Raw genomic sequence first — 17,776 nt, forward strand, 5'->3', positions numbered from 1 at the left:
AGACCGGGCGGCCGGCCGCCGCCCGGTCCGCCCCTCAGTCCTCGCCCTCCAGGTCGCCCTCCGTCTCCAGGTACACCTGCCGCAGCGCGTCGAGGACCGCCGGGTCGGGCTTCTCCCACATGCCGCGCGACTCGGCCTCCAGCAGCCGTTCCGCGATGCCGTGCAGGGCCCAGGGGTTGGCCTGCTGCAGGAACTCGCGGTTGGCCGGGTCCAGGACGTAGGCCTCGGTGAGCTTGTCGTACATCCAGTCGGCGACGACTCCCGTGGTGGCGTCGTAGCCGAACAGGTAGTCCACGGTGGCGGCGAGTTCGAAGGCGCCCTTGTAGCCGTGGCGGCGCATCGCCTCGATCCACTTCGGGTTGACCACCCGGGCGCGGAAGACGCGCGAGGTCTCCTCGACCAGGGTGCGGGTGCGGACCGTCTCGGGGCGGGTGGAGTCGCCGATGTACGCCTCGGGCGCGGTGCCGCGCAGGGCGCGGACGGTGGCGACCATGCCGCCGTGGTACTGGAAGTAGTCGTCCGAGTCGGCGATGTCGTGCTCGCGGGTGTCGGTGTTCTTGGCGGCCACCGCGATCCGCTTGTAGGCCGTCTCCATCTCGTCGCGGGCCGGGCGGCCGTCCAGTTCGCGGCCGTAGGCGTAGCCGCCCCAGACGGTGTAGACCTCGGCGAGGTCGGCGTCGGTGCGCCAGTCGCGGGAGTCGATGAGCTGGAGCAGGCCGGCGCCGTAGGTGCCGGGGCGGGAGCCGAAGATGCGGGTGGTGGCCCGGCGTTCGTCGCCGTGCTCGGCGAGGTCGGCCCGGACGTGGGCGCGGACGTGGTTGGCCTCGTCCGGCTCGTCGAGGGAGGCCGCCAGGCGGACGGCGTCGTCGAGGAGGCCGACGGTGTGCGGGAAGGCGTCGCGGAAGAAGCCGGAGATGCGCAGGGTGACGTCGATGCGGGGGCGGCCCAGCTCCTCGTACGGGATGGCCTCCAGCCCGGTGACGCGGCGGGAGGCGTCGTCCCAGACGGGGCGGACGCCCAGCAGGGCGAGGGCCTCGGCGACGTCGTCCCCGGCGGTGCGCATGGCGCTGGTGCCCCACAGGGAGAGCCCGACCGAGGCGGGCCAGTCGCCGTTGTCGGTGCGGTAGCGCTGCAGGAGGCTGTCCGCGAGGGCCTGTCCGGTCTCCCAGGCGAGGCGGGAGGGGACGGCCTTCGGGTCGACCGAGTAGAAGTTGCGGCCGGTCGGCAGGACGTTGACCAGGCCGCGCAGCGGGGAGCCGGAGGGGCCCGCGGGGACGAAGCCGCCGTTCAGGGCGTGGACGGTGTGGTCGAGTTCGGCGGTGGTGGCCGCGAGGCGCGGGACGACCTCGCGGGCGGCGAACTCCAGGACGGCGGCGACCTGTTCACCGTGCTCGGCGGACACGGCGGACACGGCGGCCGGGTCCCAGCCGGCGTCCTCCATCGCCTGGACCAGGGCGCGGGCCTTCTCCTCCGCCTCGTCGGCCGTGGTGCGGGTGGCGGCGGACTCGTCGAGGCCGAGGGCCTCGCGCAGGCCGGGCAGGGCGGTGACGCCGCCCCAGATCTGGCGGGCGCGCAGGATCGCCAGGACCAGGTTGACCCGGTCGGTGCCGGCGGGCGGGGTGCCCAGGACGTGGAGGCCGTCGCGGATCTGGGCGTCCTTGACCTCGCACAGCCAGCCGTCGACGTGCAGGAGGAAGTCGTCGAAGCCGTCGTCGTCGGGGCGGTCGTCGAGGCCGAGGTCGTGGTCCAGCCTGGCGGCCTGGATGAGGGTCCAGATCTGGGCGCGGATCGCCGGGAGCTTCGCCGGGTCCATGGAGGCGATCTGGGCGTACTCGTCGAGGAGTTGTTCCAGGCGCGCGATGTCTCCGTAGGAGTCGGCGCGGGCCATCGGGGGGACCAGGTGGTCGACGAGGGTGGCGTGGACCCGGCGCTTGGCCTGGGTGCCCTCGCCCGGGTCGTTGACCAGGAAGGGGTAGATCAGGGGGAGGTCGCCGAGGGCGGCGTCGGGGCCGCAGGCGGCGGACAGGCCGGCGTTCTTGCCGGGCAGCCACTCCAGGTTGCCGTGCTTGCCGAGGTGGATCATGGCGTCCGCGCCGAAGCCGCCGTCCTCGGTCCGCGCGGCGATCCAGCGGTAGGCGGCGAGGTAGTGGTGGGAGGGCGGCAGGTCGGGGTCGTGGTAGATGGCGATGGGGTTCTCGCCGAAGCCGCGCGGGGGCTGGATGAGGATCAGCAGGTTGCCGCGGCGCAGGGCGGCGAGGACGATGTCGCCCTCCGGGTTGCGGCTGCGGTCGAGGAACATCTCGCCCGGTGCCGGGCCCCAGTGCTCCTCGACGGCCGCGCGCAGTTCCCCGGGGAGGGTGGCGTACCAGCGCTTGTAGTCGGCGGCCGGGATGCGCACCGGGTTGCGGGCGAGCTGTTCCTCGGTGAGCCAGTCCTGGTCGTGGCCGCCCGCCTCGATCAGCGCGCGGATCAGTTCGTCGCCGTCCCCGGAGGCCAGTCCGGGCACGTCGGTGTCGCCGAAGTCGTACCCCTCGTCCCGCAGCCGGCGCAGCAGGGCCACCGCGCTGGCGGGGGTGTCCAGGCCGACCGCGTTGCCGATGCGGGAGTGCTTGGTCGGGTAGGCGGACAGGACGAGGGCCAGGCGCTTGTCGGCGGCCGGGATGTGCCGCAGGCGGGCGTGGCGCACGGCGATGCCGGCCACGCGGGCGGCGCGCTCGGGGTCGGCGACGTAGGCGGGGAGGCCGTCGGCGTCGATCTCCTTGAAGGAGAACGGGACGGTGATCAGGCGGCCGTCGAACTCGGGCACGGCGATCTGGCTCGCGGCGTCCAGCGGGGAGACGCCCTCGTCGTTCTCCTCCCAGGCGGTGCGGGAGCCGGTCAGGCACAGGGCCTGGAGGATCGGCACGTCCAGGGTGGTGAGCGCGCCCGCGTCCCAGGACTCGTCGTCGCCGCCGGCGGAGGCCTCGGCGGGCCTGGTGCCGCCGGCCGCGAGGACGGTCGTGACGATGACGTCCGCCGCGCGCAGTTCCTCGACCAGTTCGGGTTCGGGGGCGCGCAGGGAGGCCACGTACAGCGGCAGGGGCCGCCCGCCCGCGTCCTCCACGGCGTCGCACAGGGCGTGCACGAAGGCGGTGTTGCCGCTCATGTGGTGGGCCCGGTAGTAGAGCACGGCGACGGTCGGACCGTCGGCGCCCTCGCGGGGTGTGCGCTCCAGCGGGCCCCAGGCGGGTGCGGGTGCGGGCGCCTCGAAGCCGTGGCCGGTGAGCAGGACCGTGTCGGACAGGAAGCGGGCGAGCTGCTCGAGGTTGGCGGGCCCGCCGTGGGCGAGGTAGGCGTGTGCCTCGGCGGCGATGCCGACGGGGACCGTGGAGGCGGCCATCAGCTGGGCGTCGGGGGCCTGTTCACCGGTGAGGACGACGACCGGGCGGCCGTCGGCGAGCAGCAGGCCGAGGCCGTCCTCCCAGGCGCGCAGTCCGCCGAGGAGGCGCACGACGACCAGGCCGACGCCCTCGAGGAGTGCGGGCAGGTCGTCGAGCGGGAGGCGGGAGGGGTTGGCGAAGCGGTAGGGCACCGGGCCGTCGGCCGCGCGGGCGCTGAGCAGGTCCGTGTCGGAGGTCGACAGGAGCAGGATGCGGGGGTGCGTCGAGCGCTCCCCGGACGAGTGCGGCATGCGTCGGCCGGCCTTCCTCGGGGTCCGCGCCCCGGGTGGTACAAGACGGCGGGAGTTCCTGACTCGTCCGGCCCGTCGGGGGCCGGACTCACAGTGGCGGGACCGCGCCGGATTCGCACCGGGCTTCCTCCCTGTCGCCGTCATGGCGATGGCGGATCTGATGATCCGCCCAGGAGCATAGTAAGGGTCGGGGGAAGAGGGCAGGGCGGGGACCGGGTGTGACGATCGGTATGCTCGCCGCCATGTCCACGGCTCCCCTCCCCCCGTCGTCCCGGGCCATCGCGGTCTCCCGGGACCGCGATGACGCCTGCCCGGGGTCGTTGCGGCTGCACACGGCCGACGACGGCGCGTTGGCCCGGGTCCGGGTGCCCGGCGGGGTGCTCACCGTGCCGCAGGCCGAGGCACTGGCGGACGCGGCGGACCGGCTGGGCGACGGTGAACTGCACCTGACCTCGCGCGGCAATGTGCAACTGCGTGGATTGCGCGGCGACTGCGGCGCACGGCTCGCCGAACTGCTGGACGCGGCCGGACTGCTCCCCTCGCACGGGCACGAACGGGCCCGCAACATCGTCGCCTCGCCGCTGTCCGGGCTCGACGGACGGGGCGTCCGGGAGGTGCGGCCGTGGTTGTCGGCCCTGGACGGGGCGCTGTGCGCGAGCGAGGCGGCGCGGGCGCTGTCCGGGCGGTTCCTGTTCGCTCTCGACGACGGGCGGGGCGATGTCGCCGGGCTCGGCGCCGACGTGACCGTGCGTGCGCTGGCCGACGGCGGCGCCCTGCTCGCCGTCGGTTCGGCGGAGCGGGCCCTGCGGGTGTCCGGGGAGGAGGCGCCCCGGGCCGCCCTGCTCGCCGCCGAGACGTTCCTCGACGTGCGGCGCAAGACCGGGGAGCAGGTCTGGCGGATCGACGAACTGAGCGTTTCTTCCGGTGAGTTGACGCGTACGGTCGGGTCCCGTCTGACCGGTGCGGGCATCGGCTGCGTTCCGGTGCCGAACGACCGCGCCACGGCGGGGGGACCGCCCCCCGGGGTGACCGGTGCGGCCCTGTCCGTCCACGTGCCCCTGGGCCGCCTCACGTCCCGTCAGTGGCGGACCGTGACCCGGGTGGCCGCCGGAGTCCGGTCGGGGGAACTGCGCCTGACACCGTGGCGCGGCATCGTCGTCCCCGTCCCCGGGACGGACGTGGCGGCGACGGCCGGCGCACTGGCCCGTCTCGCCGGAGCCGGCCTGGTCACCGACGCCTCCTCCCCCTGGCTGCGTGTCGGCGCCTGCATCGGCCGGCCGGGGTGCGGCCGGTCGCGTTCCGACGTGCGGGCGGACGCGGCCGGCGCCCTCGCCGACGCGGACCGCTCCTCCCTGCCGCTGTACTGGTCCGGCTGCGAACGGCGCTGCGGACACCCCCGGGGCGACCGGATCGACGTGGTCGCCGCCCCGGAGGGCGGCTACCGGGTCGAGGCGGTCGTCCGGGGACGGCCGGCGCGCACCGCCGCTCTGGACGACCCCTCCCACCTCGCCGCCGCCCTGGCGGCGGTCACCCCATGAGCCGTACGACGACCGAGAGCAGCGAGAAGAACACCGTGACCCCCTACGACTACGAGAAGGACGGGGCGGCCATCTACCGCCAGTCCTTCGCCACCATCCGCGCGGAGGCGGACCTCTCGGCCCTGCCCGCCGACGTCAGCCGGGTCGCGGTCCGGATGATCCACGCCTGCGGGATGGTCGACCTCGTCCGCGACATCGGTCACACCCCCGGTGTGGTGGCCCGCGCACGGGAGGCCCTGCTCGGCGGGGCTCCGATCCTCTGCGACGTGCAGATGGTGGCCAGCGGCGTGACCCGCAGGCGGCTGCCCGCCGGCAACGACGTGCTGTGCACCCTCTCCGACCCCGCCGTGCCGGAGCTGGCGGCGAAGCTCGGCACCACGCGCAGCGCCGCCGCGCTGGAGCTGTGGCGCGACCGCCTGGAGGGTGCCGTGGTCGCCGTCGGCAACGCGCCCACCGCGCTCTTCCGCCTCCTGGAGATGATCGAGGAGGGGGCGCCGAGGCCGGCCGCCGTCATCGGCGTGCCCGTCGGCTTCATCGGTGCGGCCGAGTCCAAGGACGCCCTGGCCGCCCACCCCTCGGGCCTGGAACACCTGGTCGTCCGAGGCCGTCGCGGAGGCAGCGCCATCGCCGCCGCCGCTCTCAACGCGATCGCGAGCGAGGAAGAATGAGCGGCAAGCTCTACGGGGTCGGGCTCGGCCCCGGCGACCCGTCCCTGATGACCGTCCGGGCCGTCGAGGTCATCGCCGGGGCGGACGTGATCGCCTACCACAGCGCCCGCCACGGCCGGTCCATCGCCCGCTCCATCGCGGCGCAGCACATACGGGCCGACCACGTCGAGGAACCGCTGGTCTATCCCGTGACCACCGAGACCACCGACCACCCGGGCGGCTACCAGGGCGCCATGGACGACTTCTACGCCGAGGCGTCGGCCCGGCTCGCCGCCCACCTGGACGCGGGCCGGACGGTCGCCGTCCTCGCCGAGGGCGACCCGCTCTTCTACGGCTCCTACATGCACATGCACAAGCGGCTCGCGGACCGCTACGACACCGAGGTGATTCCCGGTGTCACGTCGGTCTCGGCCGCGGCGGCCCGCCTGGGCACCCCGCTCGCCGAGGGCGAGGAGGTGCTGACCATCCTGCCGGGCACGCTGCCCGAGGAGGAGCTGACCGCCCGGCTCGCCGCGACGGACGCGGCCGTGGTGATGAAGCTGGGGCGCACCTTTCCCAAGGTCCGCCGGGCGATGGAGCGGGCCGGGCGGCTGGAGGAGGCCCGGTATGTGGAGCGGGCCACCATGGCCGGGGAGCGTCTGGCCGGACTCGCCGGCGTGGAGGCGGACTCCGTGCCGTACTTCTCGGTGGCCGTGCTGCCGAGCCGGGCCGACGCCGGACCGGCGGTCCGGGAGCCGGGCTCCGTGGGTGAGGTCGTCGTGGTCGGGACCGGGCCGGCCGGGCCGCTGTGGCTGACGCCCGAGTCGCGCGGCGCCCTCGCCGCCGCCGACGACCTGGTCGGCTACACCACCTACCTGGACCGGGTGCCCGTGCGGGCCGGCCAGCGGCGCCACGGCTCGGACAACCGGGTCGAGGCCGAGCGCGCCGAGTTCGCGCTGCGACTCGCCCTGCGGGGACGCAGGGTGGCCGTCGTGTCCGGCGGCGACCCCGGTGTCTTCGCCATGGCCACGGCCGTGCTGGAGGCCGCTTCGGACCGGGAGTACGCGGACGTGCCGGTGCGGGTGCTGCCGGGCGTGACCGCGGCCAACGCGGCCGCCGCCCGTGCGGGCGCCCCGCTCGGCCACGACTACGCCACCGTCTCGCTGTCCGACCGGCTCAAGCCGTGGGAGGTCATCGCCGAACGGCTGCGTGCCGCGGCCGGCGCCGATCTGGTGCTGGCCCTGTACAACCCCGGGTCGCGCAGCCGGACCTGGCAGGTCGGCAAGGCCCGCGAACTGCTGCTGGAGCACCGGGCACCGGACACGCCCGTCGTCGTGGCGCGGGACGTGGGCGGGGCCGGCGAGCGGGTGCGGATCGTGCGGCTGGCGGACCTGGACCCGGCCGAGGTCGACATGCGCACGGTCCTGCTGGTCGGTTCCTCGCAGACCCGCGTCGTACGGCGGGGGGACGGCGAGGAGGTCGTCTGGACGCCCCGCCGCTATCCGGAGGCGTGAGGCCCGCGGCGGTTCAGCCGGGGTCCGGGGACGCGCACCGCGCATACGCCTCCCGGACCCACTGGGCCGCCTGCCGGGGCCCGGCCACCACGGTCACTCCGTCGGGCACCGGCGGCCTGCGCACCACGACCACGGGCACCCCCGCCTCGCGGGCGGCCGTCAGCTTGGGCGCGGTGGCCGCTCCCCCGCTGTCCTTGGTGACCACGACGTCGATCCGGTGGCGGCGCAGCAGCTCGCGCTCCCCGTCGAGGGTGAACGGGCCGCGGTCGAGCAGCACCTCCATGCGGGGCGGGTGCGGCGCGCCGGGCGCGTCCACGGACCGGACGAGGAACCACGGGTCGTGCAGGTGGGCGAAGGCGGCCAGGCCCATCCGGCCGGTGGTGAGGAAGACCCGCCGGCCGAGCGCGGGCAGCAGTCCGGCGGCCTCGGCCAGGGAACCGGTCTCGTGCCAGAGGTCCCCCTCGACGGGGAGCCAGCCGGGACGCCGCAGCGCGAGGAGAGGAACATGGGTGGTGGTCGCGGCCCGCGCCGCGTTGAAACTGATCGTGCCGGCGAAAGGGTGGGTGGCGTCGATGAGCAGGTCCACCCCGTTCCCGCGCAGCCACGCGGCGAGTCCGTCGGCCCCTCCGAAGCCGCCGACGCGCACCTCGCCGGGTGGTGTCCGGGGCGCGGTCACCCGTCCCGCCAGGGAGTTCGTCACGCGCAGGGACGGCAGGGGGTCGTCCGCGAGCAGCTCGGCGAGGCGGCGGGCCTCGGTGGTGCCGCCGAGGATCAGCACGTGCACGGTGGTTCCTTTCCCTTCATCCGGTTCCCTTCCCCCGAGCGAGACATGAGCGGCGGCGCATGAACGGCGAGACCGAGGGCGGGCGCAGCGCCCAACTCAAGCACACCGGTCTGCGGCCCGGCTGGACCACCGGCGCCTGCGCGACCGCGGCCACGACCGCCGCGTACACCGCGCTGCTCACCGGCGGCTTTCCCGACCCGGTGACGATCACCCTGCCGAAGGGGCAGACGCCGGCGTTCGCGCTGGCCGCCGAGGAGCTGACGGACTCGTACGCCATGGCGGGGATCGTCAAGGACGCCGGTGACGACCCGGACGTCACGCACGGGGCGCTGGTGCGGGCGACGGTGCGGCGGCTTCCCGCCGGGTCGGGGGTGGTGTTCCGGGCGGGCCCGGGCGTGGGCACGGTCACCCGTCCCGGTCTGCCGCTGCCCGTCGGCGAACCGGCCGTGAACCCGGTCCCCCGGCAGATGATGCGCGAGCACGTCGCCCGCGTCGCCGGACGGTACGGCGGCAGCGGGGACGTCGAGATCACCCTCTCCGTCGACCACGGCGAGGAGATCGCCCGCTCCACCTGGAACCCGCGGCTCGGCATCCTCGGCGGGCTGTCCGTCCTCGGCACCACCGGCATCGTGGTCCCCTACTCGTGTTCGGCGTGGATCGACTCGATCCGCCGGGGTGTGGACGTGGCGCGGGCGGCGGGGCGCACGCACGTCGCCGGGTGCACCGGCTCCACCTCGGAGCGGACCGTCGTCGCCGAGTACGGCCTGCCCGAGGACGCCCTGCTGGACATGGGCGACTTCGCGGGCGCCGTGCTGAAGTACGTCCGGCGCCACCCCGTGGACCGTCTCACCGTCTGCGGGGGCTTCGCCAAGCTCTCCAAGCTCGCCGCCGGACACCTCGACCTGCACTCCGGCCGCTCCCAGGTCGACAAGGGGTTCCTCGCCGAACTGGCGCGGCGCGGCGGCGCGGACGGGGTCCTCGCCGCCGCGGTGGCGGACGCCAACACCGGCCTGGCCGCGCTCCAGCTCTGCCAGGCGGCCGGGGTGCCGCTGGGCGACCTGGTCGCGACGGCGGCCCGCGACGAGGCGCTGGCCGTGCTGCGCGGGGCACCGGTCGCGGTCGACGTGATCTGCGTCGACCGGGCGGGGACGGTGGTGGGCCGCAGTTCCGTGGCCTGAGGGAGGCCGTGATGCAAGGGAGGCGGGCCCGGTCGGCGGGCCGGTCCGGGCCGCCCGCGGAGCGTCCCGCTCAGCAGGTGTGCCGCTCCCGGTCGGGCGAGTACAGGTGGCTGTCGCGGAACTGCTCCGCTCCCAGCGTCCGGCCGACCATGATCACGGCCGTGCGCAGCACTCCCGCGTCCTTGATCTTCCCGGCGATGTCGTCGAGCGTGCCGCGGATGATCAGTTCCTCGGGGCGGGAGGCGTACGCGACGACGGCGGCGGGGCAGTCCGCGCCGTAGTGCGGCAGCAGTTCCTCGACCACACGGTCCGCGTACCTCGCCGCCAGGTGCAGCACGATCAGCGCGCCGCTGCGGCCGAGGGTGGCCAGGTCCTCCCCCTCCGGCATGGCGGTCGCCCGGTGGGCGACCCGGGTGAGGATGACGGTCTGCCCGACCGTCGGCACGGTCAGCTCCCGCTTCAGCGAGGCCGCCGCCGCGGCGAAGGCGGGCACGCCCGGGACGACCTCGTAGGGCACCCCCGCCGCGTCCAGCCGCCGCATCTGCTCGGCGACCGCGCTGAACACGGACGGGTCGCCGGAGTGCAGCCGGGCCACGTCCTGGCCCTCCCGGTGCGCCCGGAGCAGTTCGGCCGTGATCTCGTCCAGGTCGAGCTGCGCGGTGTCCACCAGCCGTGCGCCGGGCGGGCATTCGGCCAGCAGCTCGCGCGGCACCAGGCTGCCCGCGTACAGACAGACCCCGCAGGCGGCGAGCGTCCGGGCGCCCCGCACGGTGATCAGGTCGGCGGCGCCGGGTCCGGCACCGATGAAGTACACGGTCATGTGTCTGCTCCTGCTGTTCCTGGTACGGCCTCTGACGGTTCGGACGTCTTGCGCACCGCCCACTGGGTCACCGGCATCGCCTGCCGCCATCCGGTGAAGCCGCCCACGGGAACGGCGTGCGCCACCGCCAGCCGCACCAGTTCGCCCCCGTGCCGCCGCCGGGCCTCGGCCAGCAGCGCCTCGGACTCCAGCGTGACGGTGTTGGCCACCAGGCGTCCGCCCGCGGGGAGCGCTTCCCAGCACGCGTCCAGCAGTCCGGGGGCGGTGAGCCCGCCGCCGACGAAGACGGCGTCCGGCCGCGGGAGTCCGGCGAGGGCCGCGGGCGCGGCGCCGGTCACCACCCGCAGTCCCGGCACGCCGAGCCGGTGCGCGTTGCGGACGATCCGCTCGGCGCGGACGGGGTCGCGTTCCACGGCGACCGCCCGGCAGGCGGGGTGCGTCCGCATCCATTCGACGGCGATCGAACCGGACCCGCCGCCGACGTCCCACAGCAGTTCGCCGGGGGCGGGCGCCAGGGCGCCGAGGGTGGCGGCTCGGACGTGGCGCTTGGTGAGCTGCCCGTCGTGCTCGTACGCCTCGTCCGGGAGCCCGGGTACGGCGCCGAGGTGCGGGGCGCCGGGGGCGCGGCGGCATTCGACGGCGACGATGTTGAGGGGGTCGAGGCCCTCCCCCGCGTGCGGCGGCCAGTCGTCGGCGGATGCCTCCCGCGTCGTCCGTTCCCCGGCGCCGCCGAGCTGTTCCAGCACCCGCATCCGGCTCGGCCCGAAGCCCCGGTCCCGCAGCAGGGCGGCGACCTCGCCGGGGGTGGTGGCGTCCGCGCTGAGCACCAGCAGCCGCCGGCGGTCGTGCAGGGCGGCGGCCAGGCGGGCGGCGGGCCGTCCCACGAGCGTGACGACCTCGGTGTCCTCCAGCGGCCAGCCGAGGCGGGCGCAGGCGTAGGAGACGGACGAGGGGTGCGGCAGGACGTGCACGGAAGCGGCGCCGAGCACCTCGGTGAGGGTGCGTCCGATGCCGTGGAACAGGGGGTCACCGCTGGCCAGGACGGCGATCCGGCGGCCTTCGTGAGCCGCGAGCAGGCCGGGGACCGCGGGCCGCAGCGGGGAGGGCCAGGACACCCGGTCCCCGCCGCATTCCGGTGGCAGGAGGTCCAGTTGCCGGGGGCCGCCGATCACCACGTCCGCCCCGAGCAGGGCCTGCCGCGAGGTGTCGGGGATTCCCTCCCAGCCGTCGGCGCCGATACCGACGACGGTCACTGCGGCGGTCGGTGCGGGCCGGGCGGCGGTCACTGCTCGATACCTCGGGGTCGGGGACGTCGGAGACGCACTTTACGGGGCGGCCTCCCGCACGGGGGCACTCGGGTGCGCATCGTCGGCGGCTCCCCCGTCCCGACCCGTGCCGGGGTCCGCGACGAGCCGCTGGACCGCCTGTGCCGCAATCCGGCCGCCCGCCCGCACCTCTCCCCCGAACAGCGCTTGTGAAAAGGGGAGTTGAAGGCCGCACCGGCTCCCGGACGGCTTCGCGGACCGCGACGGCGCCCCGGCCCGGACCGGCCCCCTTCACGGCCGGCGGAACCCGGCCCCCGTGCCGCTAACATGTTCGAACTCGTGACGATGTTCCCGATCGTCCGCTCTTCACCGGTAGAGCACACCGCACGACAGCTCGACATGTGACCTATCTGTCCAGAACCTAGTAAATGGGCCGAACAGTTGAAAACCCCTCCACCACGAATACCGTCGCGGACGGACCACGGGTCCGTCTCCCCCGTGGGGCCACGGTCCCGTGCAACGCTGTGGACCGCCGCGGGCGCGGCGGCCCTCGTCTTCCTCGTCGCGCTGGAACTCGCCGCACGCCACTACGGCGTTCCGGGGCCGATCACCCATCAGGTACGGGAGGTGGTGTTCGCCCCCGAGTCGGGTCCGGTGCTGTACGCCGGTCTGGCGCTGACCATGGTGGTGCTCACCTGGCGGCAGCGGTTCCTCGCGCTGGGTGCCGCGCTCGGCATCGACTCCCTCTTCCTGCTGGTGCGGTGGGCGGCCGGCGCCGAGATGAAGTTCGGCAACGGCGCGTTGTGGGTGGTTCTGGCCTGTGCCGTCATCGCCGTCACGCGCCGTACCGGCGGGGAACGCGTGCTGATGCTGAAGGGCGTCGGCCTGGGACTGCTGCTGGTGGCCGGCCGCAAGACGGGTAACACCTGGCTGCTCATCACGTCGAAGACCCGCCCGACGGTGCTCGACCAGTACGTGCTGGTCGCCGATCACGCCCTGGGCGACCCGGCGTGGCTGGTCGGCCGGCTCGTCGACGCCACCGCACCGGTCAGCGTCCACGTCCTCGACCTGGTCTACGTCCAGCTCCCGCTGGCAGCGGCGCTCGTCGGGCTGTACCAGCTGCGCCACGTGGTGGTGGAACGCCGTTTCCCGGGCCACCATCTGGTGCGCACCTTCCTGGTCATCGGTCTGCTCGGGCCGGCCGTCTACATGGTCTTCCCGGTCGTCGGCCCGGTGTACGCCTACGGGGCCGAGGGCGGCCAGTGGGCGGCGGCCCACCTGTGGCCCGACGCGCTGCCGTCGATCGGCACCCCGCAGCCGATGCCGTTCGACGGGATCACACCGCGCAACTGCATGCCCAGTCTGCACACGGCGTGGGCCGTCGCCCTCTTCGTCCATTCCCGCAAGGGCTCGCGGGCGATGCGGTACGCGGGCACGTTCTGGCTGGTCAGCACCCTCTGCGCGACGCTGGGCTTCGGTTACCACTACGGCGCGGACATCATCGCCGGAGTGGTGTTCGCGCTCACGATCGAGGCGGCGATGCGCTCGCTCGCCCAGGGCTGGGACCGGTCGGGCGTCCGGCTGGTCGTCCACGGCACGGTGGTCTTCACCGTGTTCCTGCTGTCGTACCGCTACCTGCCGCAGGAAATGGCCGGACATCCCTGGGTGTTCGGCCCCCTCCTCGTCCTGGCGACGGCCTCGGTGGTCCACCACTACCTGCGGACCACCGGACGGTGGGACGCGAAGCCCGCCCCGGCGCCGCGGCCGGATCCGCGGCCCGCGGAACCGCGGCCCGAACCGGTCTGAGTCCCGGCGCCTCCGGGAGTGGGCCGAGCACGTCCCGGGCGGGCCGGCGGCGCGCCGTACGTGTGCCGCCGGTCCGCTGTTCACCGCCGGGAGGGCCGCACTTCCGGGACGGCTCCCCCTCCCCCGCCCTCGGGGGCGAGGCCGGCGGTCCTGCCCCGCCGGGAGCCGGCGTAGGCGGCGGTGCGCAGGCGGCGCAGGCGTCCGGTGGGACGCAGGCCGGGCACGGTGTGGGCGTACGGGTCGTAGGACACCGTGTGGGTGGCGGGTGTGCCGTGTGCCGCCTCCAGCGCCAGGGAGGCGAAGGTGCGCCAGGGTTCGCCGGGTGCGGCCGCGCGCAGGTCGAAGCGGACGGGACGGCGGGCGAGTTCCTGCCACAGGGCCGGCAGGGGGCCGTCCTCCGGCGGGCCGCTCGGGCCGGGGGCGGGGAAGGCCGCCAGCACGCGTTCGCGCTCGCCCGTCCGGTAGGACAGCAGGGTGGAGTACGGTCCGGTCAGGGGGGCGGGCCGCGGAAGGGGCAGGTGGCGGCCGAGCCGGCCGGAGCCACTGGACGTGAACAGCAGGTCGAGCGCGTTGCCCCGGCCGTCGGCGTCCTCGACCCGGACGGCCAGGCCCAGGGCGTCCGGCAGCCGTCGGGGCAGGCCGAGCGCGCGGGACCAGCGCACCGTCGCCCGGTACGAGCCGGGCCGGTCCAGCCACCGCACGCCCCACCCCGCGCCTTCGTGACCGGGCACGTCCAGGGTGCCCGAGCACAGCACTCCGTGCGGGTGCAGGGCCGGTGCCGCGCGCCACCGGGCCAGCCGGCCGGCGATCCGGTACGCCGCCCCGTCGCGCGTCGCGGGGGGCATCTCAGCGCCCGGGGCGGATGACGGCGCGCACGCAGCCGTCGGTCTTGTGCTTGAACAGGTCGTACGCCCTCGGGGCCTGGTCGAGCGGGAGGGCGTGGGTCGCCAGGTGGGACGTCCTGATCTCGCCCGCGGCCATCCGCTCCAGCAGCATCGGGATGTAACGCTGTCCGTGCATCTGCGCGCCCCGCACGGTGAGCCCCTTGTTGATCACGGCGCCGAGCGGGAACTTGTCGACGACGCCCGCGAAGACGCCCAGGATGAACACGGTGCCGGCCTTGCGGCAGGCGTGGATGGCCTGGCGCACGGCGGTGGGGCGGTCCGTCTGCAGCCGGAGCTGCTGCTTGGCCTGGTCGTACAGGTGCATCGGGCCGTCGCTGTGGGCTTCCATGCCGACGGCCTCGATGCACACGTCGGGACCGCGTCCGCCGGTGCGTTCGCGCAGTTCGGCGGCGACGTCCGTGGTGGTGTAGTCGATGGTCTCCGCGCCGATGTGCCGCTCGGTCATGGCCAGCCGTTCGGGGATGCGGTCGATGCAGACGACGCGTTCGGCACCGAGCAGGATCGCCGCCCTGGCCGCCATCTGCCCCACCGCGCCGCAGCCCCAGACCGCGACCACGTCGCCGGGCCCGACTCCGGCGAGATCGGCGCCCATCCATCCGGTGGGCACGGAGTCGGAGACGAACAGGGCGCTGGTGTCGTCGATGCCCTCGGGGACGGGGAAGGCCCCGTAGTCGGCGAAGGGGACGCGGACGTATTCGGCGTGGCTGCCGCGCAGGCCGCCCATGGCGTGCGAGTAGCCGAAGATGCCGGCGGTCTCGTAGCCGAACAGGGCCTGTCCGGCACCGGGGTTGGTGTTGGTGTTGTCGCACAGGGACCACAGGTCGTTGGCGCAGTACCAGCAGCGTCCGCAGCCGACGAACGAGCAGACGACGACCCGGTCGCCCACCTTGTGCCGGCGTACCGCGGAGCCGGTCTCCACCACCTCTCCGACGAACTCGTGCCCGATGACGTCGCCGGCGCGCATGGCGGGGATGTAGCCGCCGATGAGATGCAGGTCGGAGCCGCAGGTCGTGCCCGCGATCAGCCGCACGATGACGTCCTGGTCGTTGCGCAGTTCCGGGTCCGGGACCTGCTCGACGGACAGTTTGTTCACGCCTTCCCAGCACAGCGCCTTCACAGCACTCCCTCCCCGCCGGACCGGCGGCCGAGCAGTCCGATCAGCTTGCCGCCCGGGGTCGGGCGGGTCGTCGGCGGCGCGTCGGGCCGCAGCACCTCGCCGGCCTCCAGCAGGGCCTTGGCCTCGCGCAACGCGCGCCGGAGGTCCTGTCGCGGATCCCGCCCGGCCAGACGCGCGGGCACGGAGGTGGACACGGCGGGCGTCGGTTCCTTGAACCGGGCGGCCAGTTCCGTGCCGCGGTCACCCGGTGCCGGCGCGACCCGCACGTCGATCTCCTGCGCGAACCGCTGGAGGGGCCCGGGCAGTTCCCCGTCCGGCCGCACCTCCGCCACCGGCCGGTTGACCGTCACCGTGAGCCATCGGTCACCGGCCCGGTCCTCGCTCCGACGCGTCGCCCCGGCCTTCCGCGCGACCGCGACACCGGCAGCGGCGACCGGGATGGTCCACAGCGCCTTCTTCATGGGTTGCCTTCCGCTCGAACGTGGCCCTCACCCGTCCCGCGGCGGGTTTCCGCGGCCGGCGGGACCAAACGCGGCGGCCCGGGGCACACCCGACGAGGTGAGGGCGGGCAGGCGGGGTACTCGCGGCGGCATGATGAAGCACGCGCTGTGGCAGGGACTGCCGGCCGGCACGACCGGGGTGCTGGTGATGACGCTGGGCGAGAAGGCGGAGCAGCGGCTGACCGGCCGTCCCGACTCCCACGTGCCCGCACGCACCCTGGAACGCCTGACCGGCATGCGCGAGTACCCGGGCCGCCGGACCGTACCGGTGAATCTGGCCATGCACGTGGGGCAGGGCGCCCTCCTCGGTGTCCTCAGGTCGGTGATGTCGCACGCCGGGCTGCGCGGGCCCTGGTCGTCGGGGAAGTTCGCCGTCGTGCGGGTCACCAGCGACCAGATCCTGGAGAACGCCACCGGCGTCGGCGCCCCGCCCTCGACCTGGCCGCGACGCGAACTCGTCGTGGACCTGCTCCACAAGACGGTGTACGCCTTCGCCACCGGGGCCGTCGCCGACGCCCTGGCCGCCCGCTCGGGTCCCGGCCCGGGACAGCGTCACGCCGCGGCGCGCCCCGGTCGCCACGCCGACGCGGGTCCCCCGCCCCGGGGACGGTGACCGCCGCGCCGCGGCACCGCCCGGGCCTCGGGCACGTGCGGCGGGATCACTCGCCGGTCGTCTTCTCCACCAGTGCGCTGTACGTCAGCTGCAACGCGTCCGCGCCGGCCAGCGCGGTGAGCGCCCCCATGGCGGTGCGGGTGGCGCGCGGCCAGAGCAGCTGTCCGGCGGTGAGGGTCGAGGCCACCCACACGCTCATGCAGAACGGGCACGTCACCAGCTCACCGACCGTGTCCTTGGCGCCCTCGGACCGTGGCTCCTCGTGCAGCTCGGCCGGCCCCTGCGGGCCCTGGAACGTGGTGAAGGGGGCGCGCAGGGGGCTGGTCACCGACGCCTTGGTCAGCAGCCGGCTCAGCCGGAACGTCGCCACCGCGGTCAGCGCCACGTCCCACGGCACGGGCCGGTCCGGCAGCGGACGTCCACGCATCCTCAGCACCGTCGCCCATCCCGCCGTGTACGCGCCGAAAGCCGCCATGGCCGTCAGATAGCCGCGCAGCGGGCGGGTCTCCTCCGCCGAGTACGTGCCTCCGGTGCGTCGTAGCCGTCGCCTCAGACGTTCCGCGAGCCGGCCGTCGGTTGCGGTGTCCATGCCCCTAGTCCTCTTCTGCCCTCGTCGGCGTCCCGTCCGCTGCGCGGCCGTCCGGCCGCTCCGTCCCGTCCTCACGGCGCAGTCTGATCTCCACGTGCCCGTCGACGACACGGGTGTCGAAGGCGGGCTGGGGCGCGGTGGCGGGGCCTCGGACGTTCCAGCCGTCCGACAGCCGGAAGACGCTGCCGTGCCAGGGGCACCGGACGCACCCGTCGGCGACCGTGCCCTCGGACAGCGGGCCCGCCAGATGACTGCACCGATCGGCCAGCGCATGGAGGGTCCCGCCGGTTTCGCGCACCACCAGGACCGGTACGTCGTCGACGGCGCGCCGCACGGGCCGGTCCGCGGGGAACTCGTCCACGGTGCCGATCCGGTGCCAGCCCTCGCTGACGACGTGCGGTACTTCCTCGGCGTGGTTGGCGCCGGAAGCCTGCCGGTACGCCAGGTGGCCGCCCAGCATGCCTCCCAGGCCGACCGCCGTCAGCCCGAGGAAACCGTACGCGCGGCCCGCTCCGGCCCGTCCGGTGAGGCGGCAGAGGAGCGAGGCGCCGTACAGGCCCACGGCCGCCGCGTTGGCGGGCGCGGTCGACTGGGCCGAGCTGCGTCGTCAGCAGACACGGGTTGGGCTGGTGCACGCCGTGGCCAACGCGGCGGCCGTGGGCCTGTACGGCGCCTCGCTCCTCTGCCGCCTCACCGGACGGGCCGGAGCGGGCCGCGCGTACGGTTTCCTCGGGCTGACGGCGGTCGGCCTGGGAGGCATGCTGGGCGGCCACCTGGCGTACCGGCAGGCTTCCGGCGCCAACCACGCCGAGGAAGTACCGCACGTCGTC

At 74.8% G+C, this 17,776-nt stretch carries 14 protein-coding genes, 2 pseudogenes and 1 riboswitch; of the genes and pseudogenes, 7 read left to right on the forward strand and 9 right to left on the reverse strand.

Translation table 11 applies throughout. The features are described from left to right. Positions 1-34: 34 nt before the first annotated feature. The gene (gene cobN, locus AOK18_RS05805; RefSeq protein ID WP_055693609.1) at positions 35-3,670 is read right to left on the reverse strand and encodes a cobaltochelatase subunit CobN; all 3,636 of its coding nucleotides are present in this window, start codon (positions 3,668-3,670) and stop codon (positions 35-37) included. Positions 3,671-3,703: 33 nt separating this feature from the next. After that, positions 3,704-3,855, reverse strand: a riboswitch (cobalamin riboswitch). Between the two features lie 45 nt (positions 3,856-3,900). On the opposite strand from cobN, the gene cobG reads away from it, so the two are divergent. Genes cobG through AOK18_RS05820 form a run of 3 tightly spaced genes read left to right on the forward strand, consistent with a single transcriptional unit; the run spans position 3,901 to position 7,369 of the window. Beyond that, positions 3,901-5,208: a precorrin-3B synthase gene (cobG, locus tag AOK18_RS05810; protein WP_175400234.1), complete on the forward strand. Its 1,308-nt coding sequence runs from the start codon at positions 3,901-3,903 to the stop codon at positions 5,206-5,208. Next, a complete protein-coding gene (locus tag AOK18_RS05815; RefSeq protein ID WP_095533940.1) occupies positions 5,205-5,876 on the forward strand; it encodes a precorrin-8X methylmutase in 672 nt (223 codons plus the stop codon). Before cobG ends, AOK18_RS05815 begins: the two co-directional genes overlap by 4 nt. Continuing rightward, positions 5,873-7,369: a precorrin-2 C(20)-methyltransferase gene (locus tag AOK18_RS05820; protein ID WP_055693610.1), complete on the forward strand. Its 1,497-nt coding sequence runs from the start codon at positions 5,873-5,875 to the stop codon at positions 7,367-7,369. The genes AOK18_RS05815 and AOK18_RS05820 overlap by 4 nt, the downstream gene beginning before the upstream one ends. Positions 7,370-7,382: 13 nt before the next feature. Here the strand turns inward: AOK18_RS05820 and AOK18_RS05825 are convergent, their stop codons facing one another. Next, positions 7,383-8,153, reverse strand: coding sequence for a cobalt-precorrin-6A reductase (locus tag AOK18_RS05825; RefSeq protein WP_055571550.1), 771 nt, complete (start codon positions 8,151-8,153; stop codon positions 7,383-7,385). A gap of 59 nt (positions 8,154-8,212) precedes the next feature. Between AOK18_RS05825 and AOK18_RS05830 the strand changes: the two genes are divergently transcribed. Next, positions 8,213-9,331, forward strand: a complete 1,119-nt coding sequence (locus AOK18_RS05830; protein WP_055693611.1) for a cobalt-precorrin-5B (C(1))-methyltransferase — start codon at positions 8,213-8,215, stop codon at positions 9,329-9,331. 70 nt (positions 9,332-9,401) lie between these two features. Here the strand turns inward: AOK18_RS05830 and cobM are convergent, their stop codons facing one another. Continuing rightward, positions 9,402-10,151, reverse strand: a complete 750-nt coding sequence (gene cobM, locus AOK18_RS05835; RefSeq protein ID WP_055570983.1) for a precorrin-4 C(11)-methyltransferase — start codon at positions 10,149-10,151, stop codon at positions 9,402-9,404. Then, the gene (locus AOK18_RS05840) at positions 10,148-11,437 is read right to left on the reverse strand and encodes a bifunctional cobalt-precorrin-7 (C(5))-methyltransferase/cobalt-precorrin-6B (C(15))-methyltransferase (protein ID WP_055693612.1); all 1,290 of its coding nucleotides are present in this window, start codon (positions 11,435-11,437) and stop codon (positions 10,148-10,150) included. Before AOK18_RS05840 ends, cobM begins: the two co-directional genes overlap by 4 nt. Positions 11,438-11,914: 477 nt before the next feature. Between AOK18_RS05840 and AOK18_RS05845 the strand changes: the two genes are divergently transcribed. Then, complete coding sequence (locus AOK18_RS05845; RefSeq protein ID WP_240503079.1) at positions 11,915-13,222, forward strand: phosphatase PAP2 family protein; 1,308 nt, start codon at positions 11,915-11,917, stop codon at positions 13,220-13,222. Positions 13,223-13,302: 80 nt separating this feature from the next. Here AOK18_RS05845 and AOK18_RS05850 read toward each other — a convergent pair whose 3' ends face one another. Genes AOK18_RS05850 through AOK18_RS05860 form a run of 3 tightly spaced genes read right to left on the reverse strand, consistent with a single transcriptional unit; the run spans position 13,303 to position 15,705 of the window. Then, positions 13,303-14,067, reverse strand: coding sequence for a catalase family protein (locus AOK18_RS05850; RefSeq protein ID WP_206281501.1), 765 nt, complete (start codon positions 14,065-14,067; stop codon positions 13,303-13,305). A 1-nt stretch (position 14,068) separates the two neighbouring features. Further along, positions 14,069-15,220, reverse strand: coding sequence for a zinc-dependent alcohol dehydrogenase (locus AOK18_RS05855; protein WP_240503080.1), 1,152 nt, complete (start codon positions 15,218-15,220; stop codon positions 14,069-14,071). Positions 15,221-15,240: 20 nt separating this feature from the next. Next, on the reverse strand, positions 15,241-15,705 hold the full coding sequence (locus AOK18_RS05860; protein ID WP_055570987.1) for a hypothetical protein: 465 nt from the start codon (positions 15,703-15,705) through the stop codon (positions 15,241-15,243). 130 nt (positions 15,706-15,835) lie between these two features. Between AOK18_RS05860 and AOK18_RS05865 the strand changes: the two genes are divergently transcribed. Next, on the forward strand, positions 15,836-16,357 hold the full coding sequence (locus tag AOK18_RS05865; protein WP_055693614.1) for a hypothetical protein: 522 nt from the start codon (positions 15,836-15,838) through the stop codon (positions 16,355-16,357). A 46-nt stretch (positions 16,358-16,403) separates the two neighbouring features. Here the strand turns inward: AOK18_RS05865 and AOK18_RS05870 are convergent, their stop codons facing one another. Both AOK18_RS05870 and AOK18_RS05875 read right to left on the reverse strand, forming a co-directional pair. After that, positions 16,404-16,946, reverse strand: coding sequence for a DUF1360 domain-containing protein (locus AOK18_RS05870; RefSeq protein WP_055693615.1), 543 nt, complete (start codon positions 16,944-16,946; stop codon positions 16,404-16,406). A 4-nt stretch (positions 16,947-16,950) separates the two neighbouring features. Continuing rightward, positions 16,951-17,529: pseudogene (locus tag AOK18_RS05875) on the reverse strand (Rieske (2Fe-2S) protein); the annotation flags it as partial. Between AOK18_RS05875 and AOK18_RS05880 the strand changes: the two are divergent. Next, positions 17,519-17,776: pseudogene (locus AOK18_RS05880) on the forward strand ((2Fe-2S)-binding protein); the annotation flags it as partial. The pseudogenes AOK18_RS05875 and AOK18_RS05880 overlap by 11 nt on opposite strands.

Origin of the sequence: Streptomyces prasinopilosus, assembly GCF_001419695.1 — a bacterium.
In the GTDB taxonomy this organism is placed as follows: domain Bacteria; phylum Actinomycetota; class Actinomycetes; order Streptomycetales; family Streptomycetaceae; genus Streptomyces; species Streptomyces prasinopilosus.

Coding starts and splice junctions, on each gene's coding strand:
- AOK18_RS05815 (WP_095533940.1), top strand. CDS start 5,205: ATGAGCCGTACGACGACCGAGAGCAGCGAGAAGAACACCGTGACCCCC.
- AOK18_RS05830 (WP_055693611.1), top strand. CDS start 8,213: ATGAACGGCGAGACCGAGGGCGGGCGCAGCGCCCAACTCAAGCACACC.
- AOK18_RS05865 (WP_055693614.1), top strand. CDS start 15,836: ATGATGAAGCACGCGCTGTGGCAGGGACTGCCGGCCGGCACGACCGGG.
- AOK18_RS05850 (WP_206281501.1), bottom strand. CDS start 14,067: ATGCCCCCCGCGACGCGCGACGGGGCGGCGTACCGGATCGCCGGCCGG.
- cobN (WP_055693609.1), bottom strand. CDS start 3,670: ATGCCGCACTCGTCCGGGGAGCGCTCGACGCACCCCCGCATCCTGCTC.
- AOK18_RS05820 (WP_055693610.1), top strand. CDS start 5,873: ATGAGCGGCAAGCTCTACGGGGTCGGGCTCGGCCCCGGCGACCCGTCC.
- AOK18_RS05860 (WP_055570987.1), bottom strand. CDS start 15,705: ATGAAGAAGGCGCTGTGGACCATCCCGGTCGCCGCTGCCGGTGTCGCG.
- cobG (WP_175400234.1), top strand. CDS start 3,901: ATGCTCGCCGCCATGTCCACGGCTCCCCTCCCCCCGTCGTCCCGGGCC.
- AOK18_RS05870 (WP_055693615.1), bottom strand. CDS start 16,946: ATGGACACCGCAACCGACGGCCGGCTCGCGGAACGTCTGAGGCGACGG.
- cobM (WP_055570983.1), bottom strand. CDS start 10,151: ATGACCGTGTACTTCATCGGTGCCGGACCCGGCGCCGCCGACCTGATC.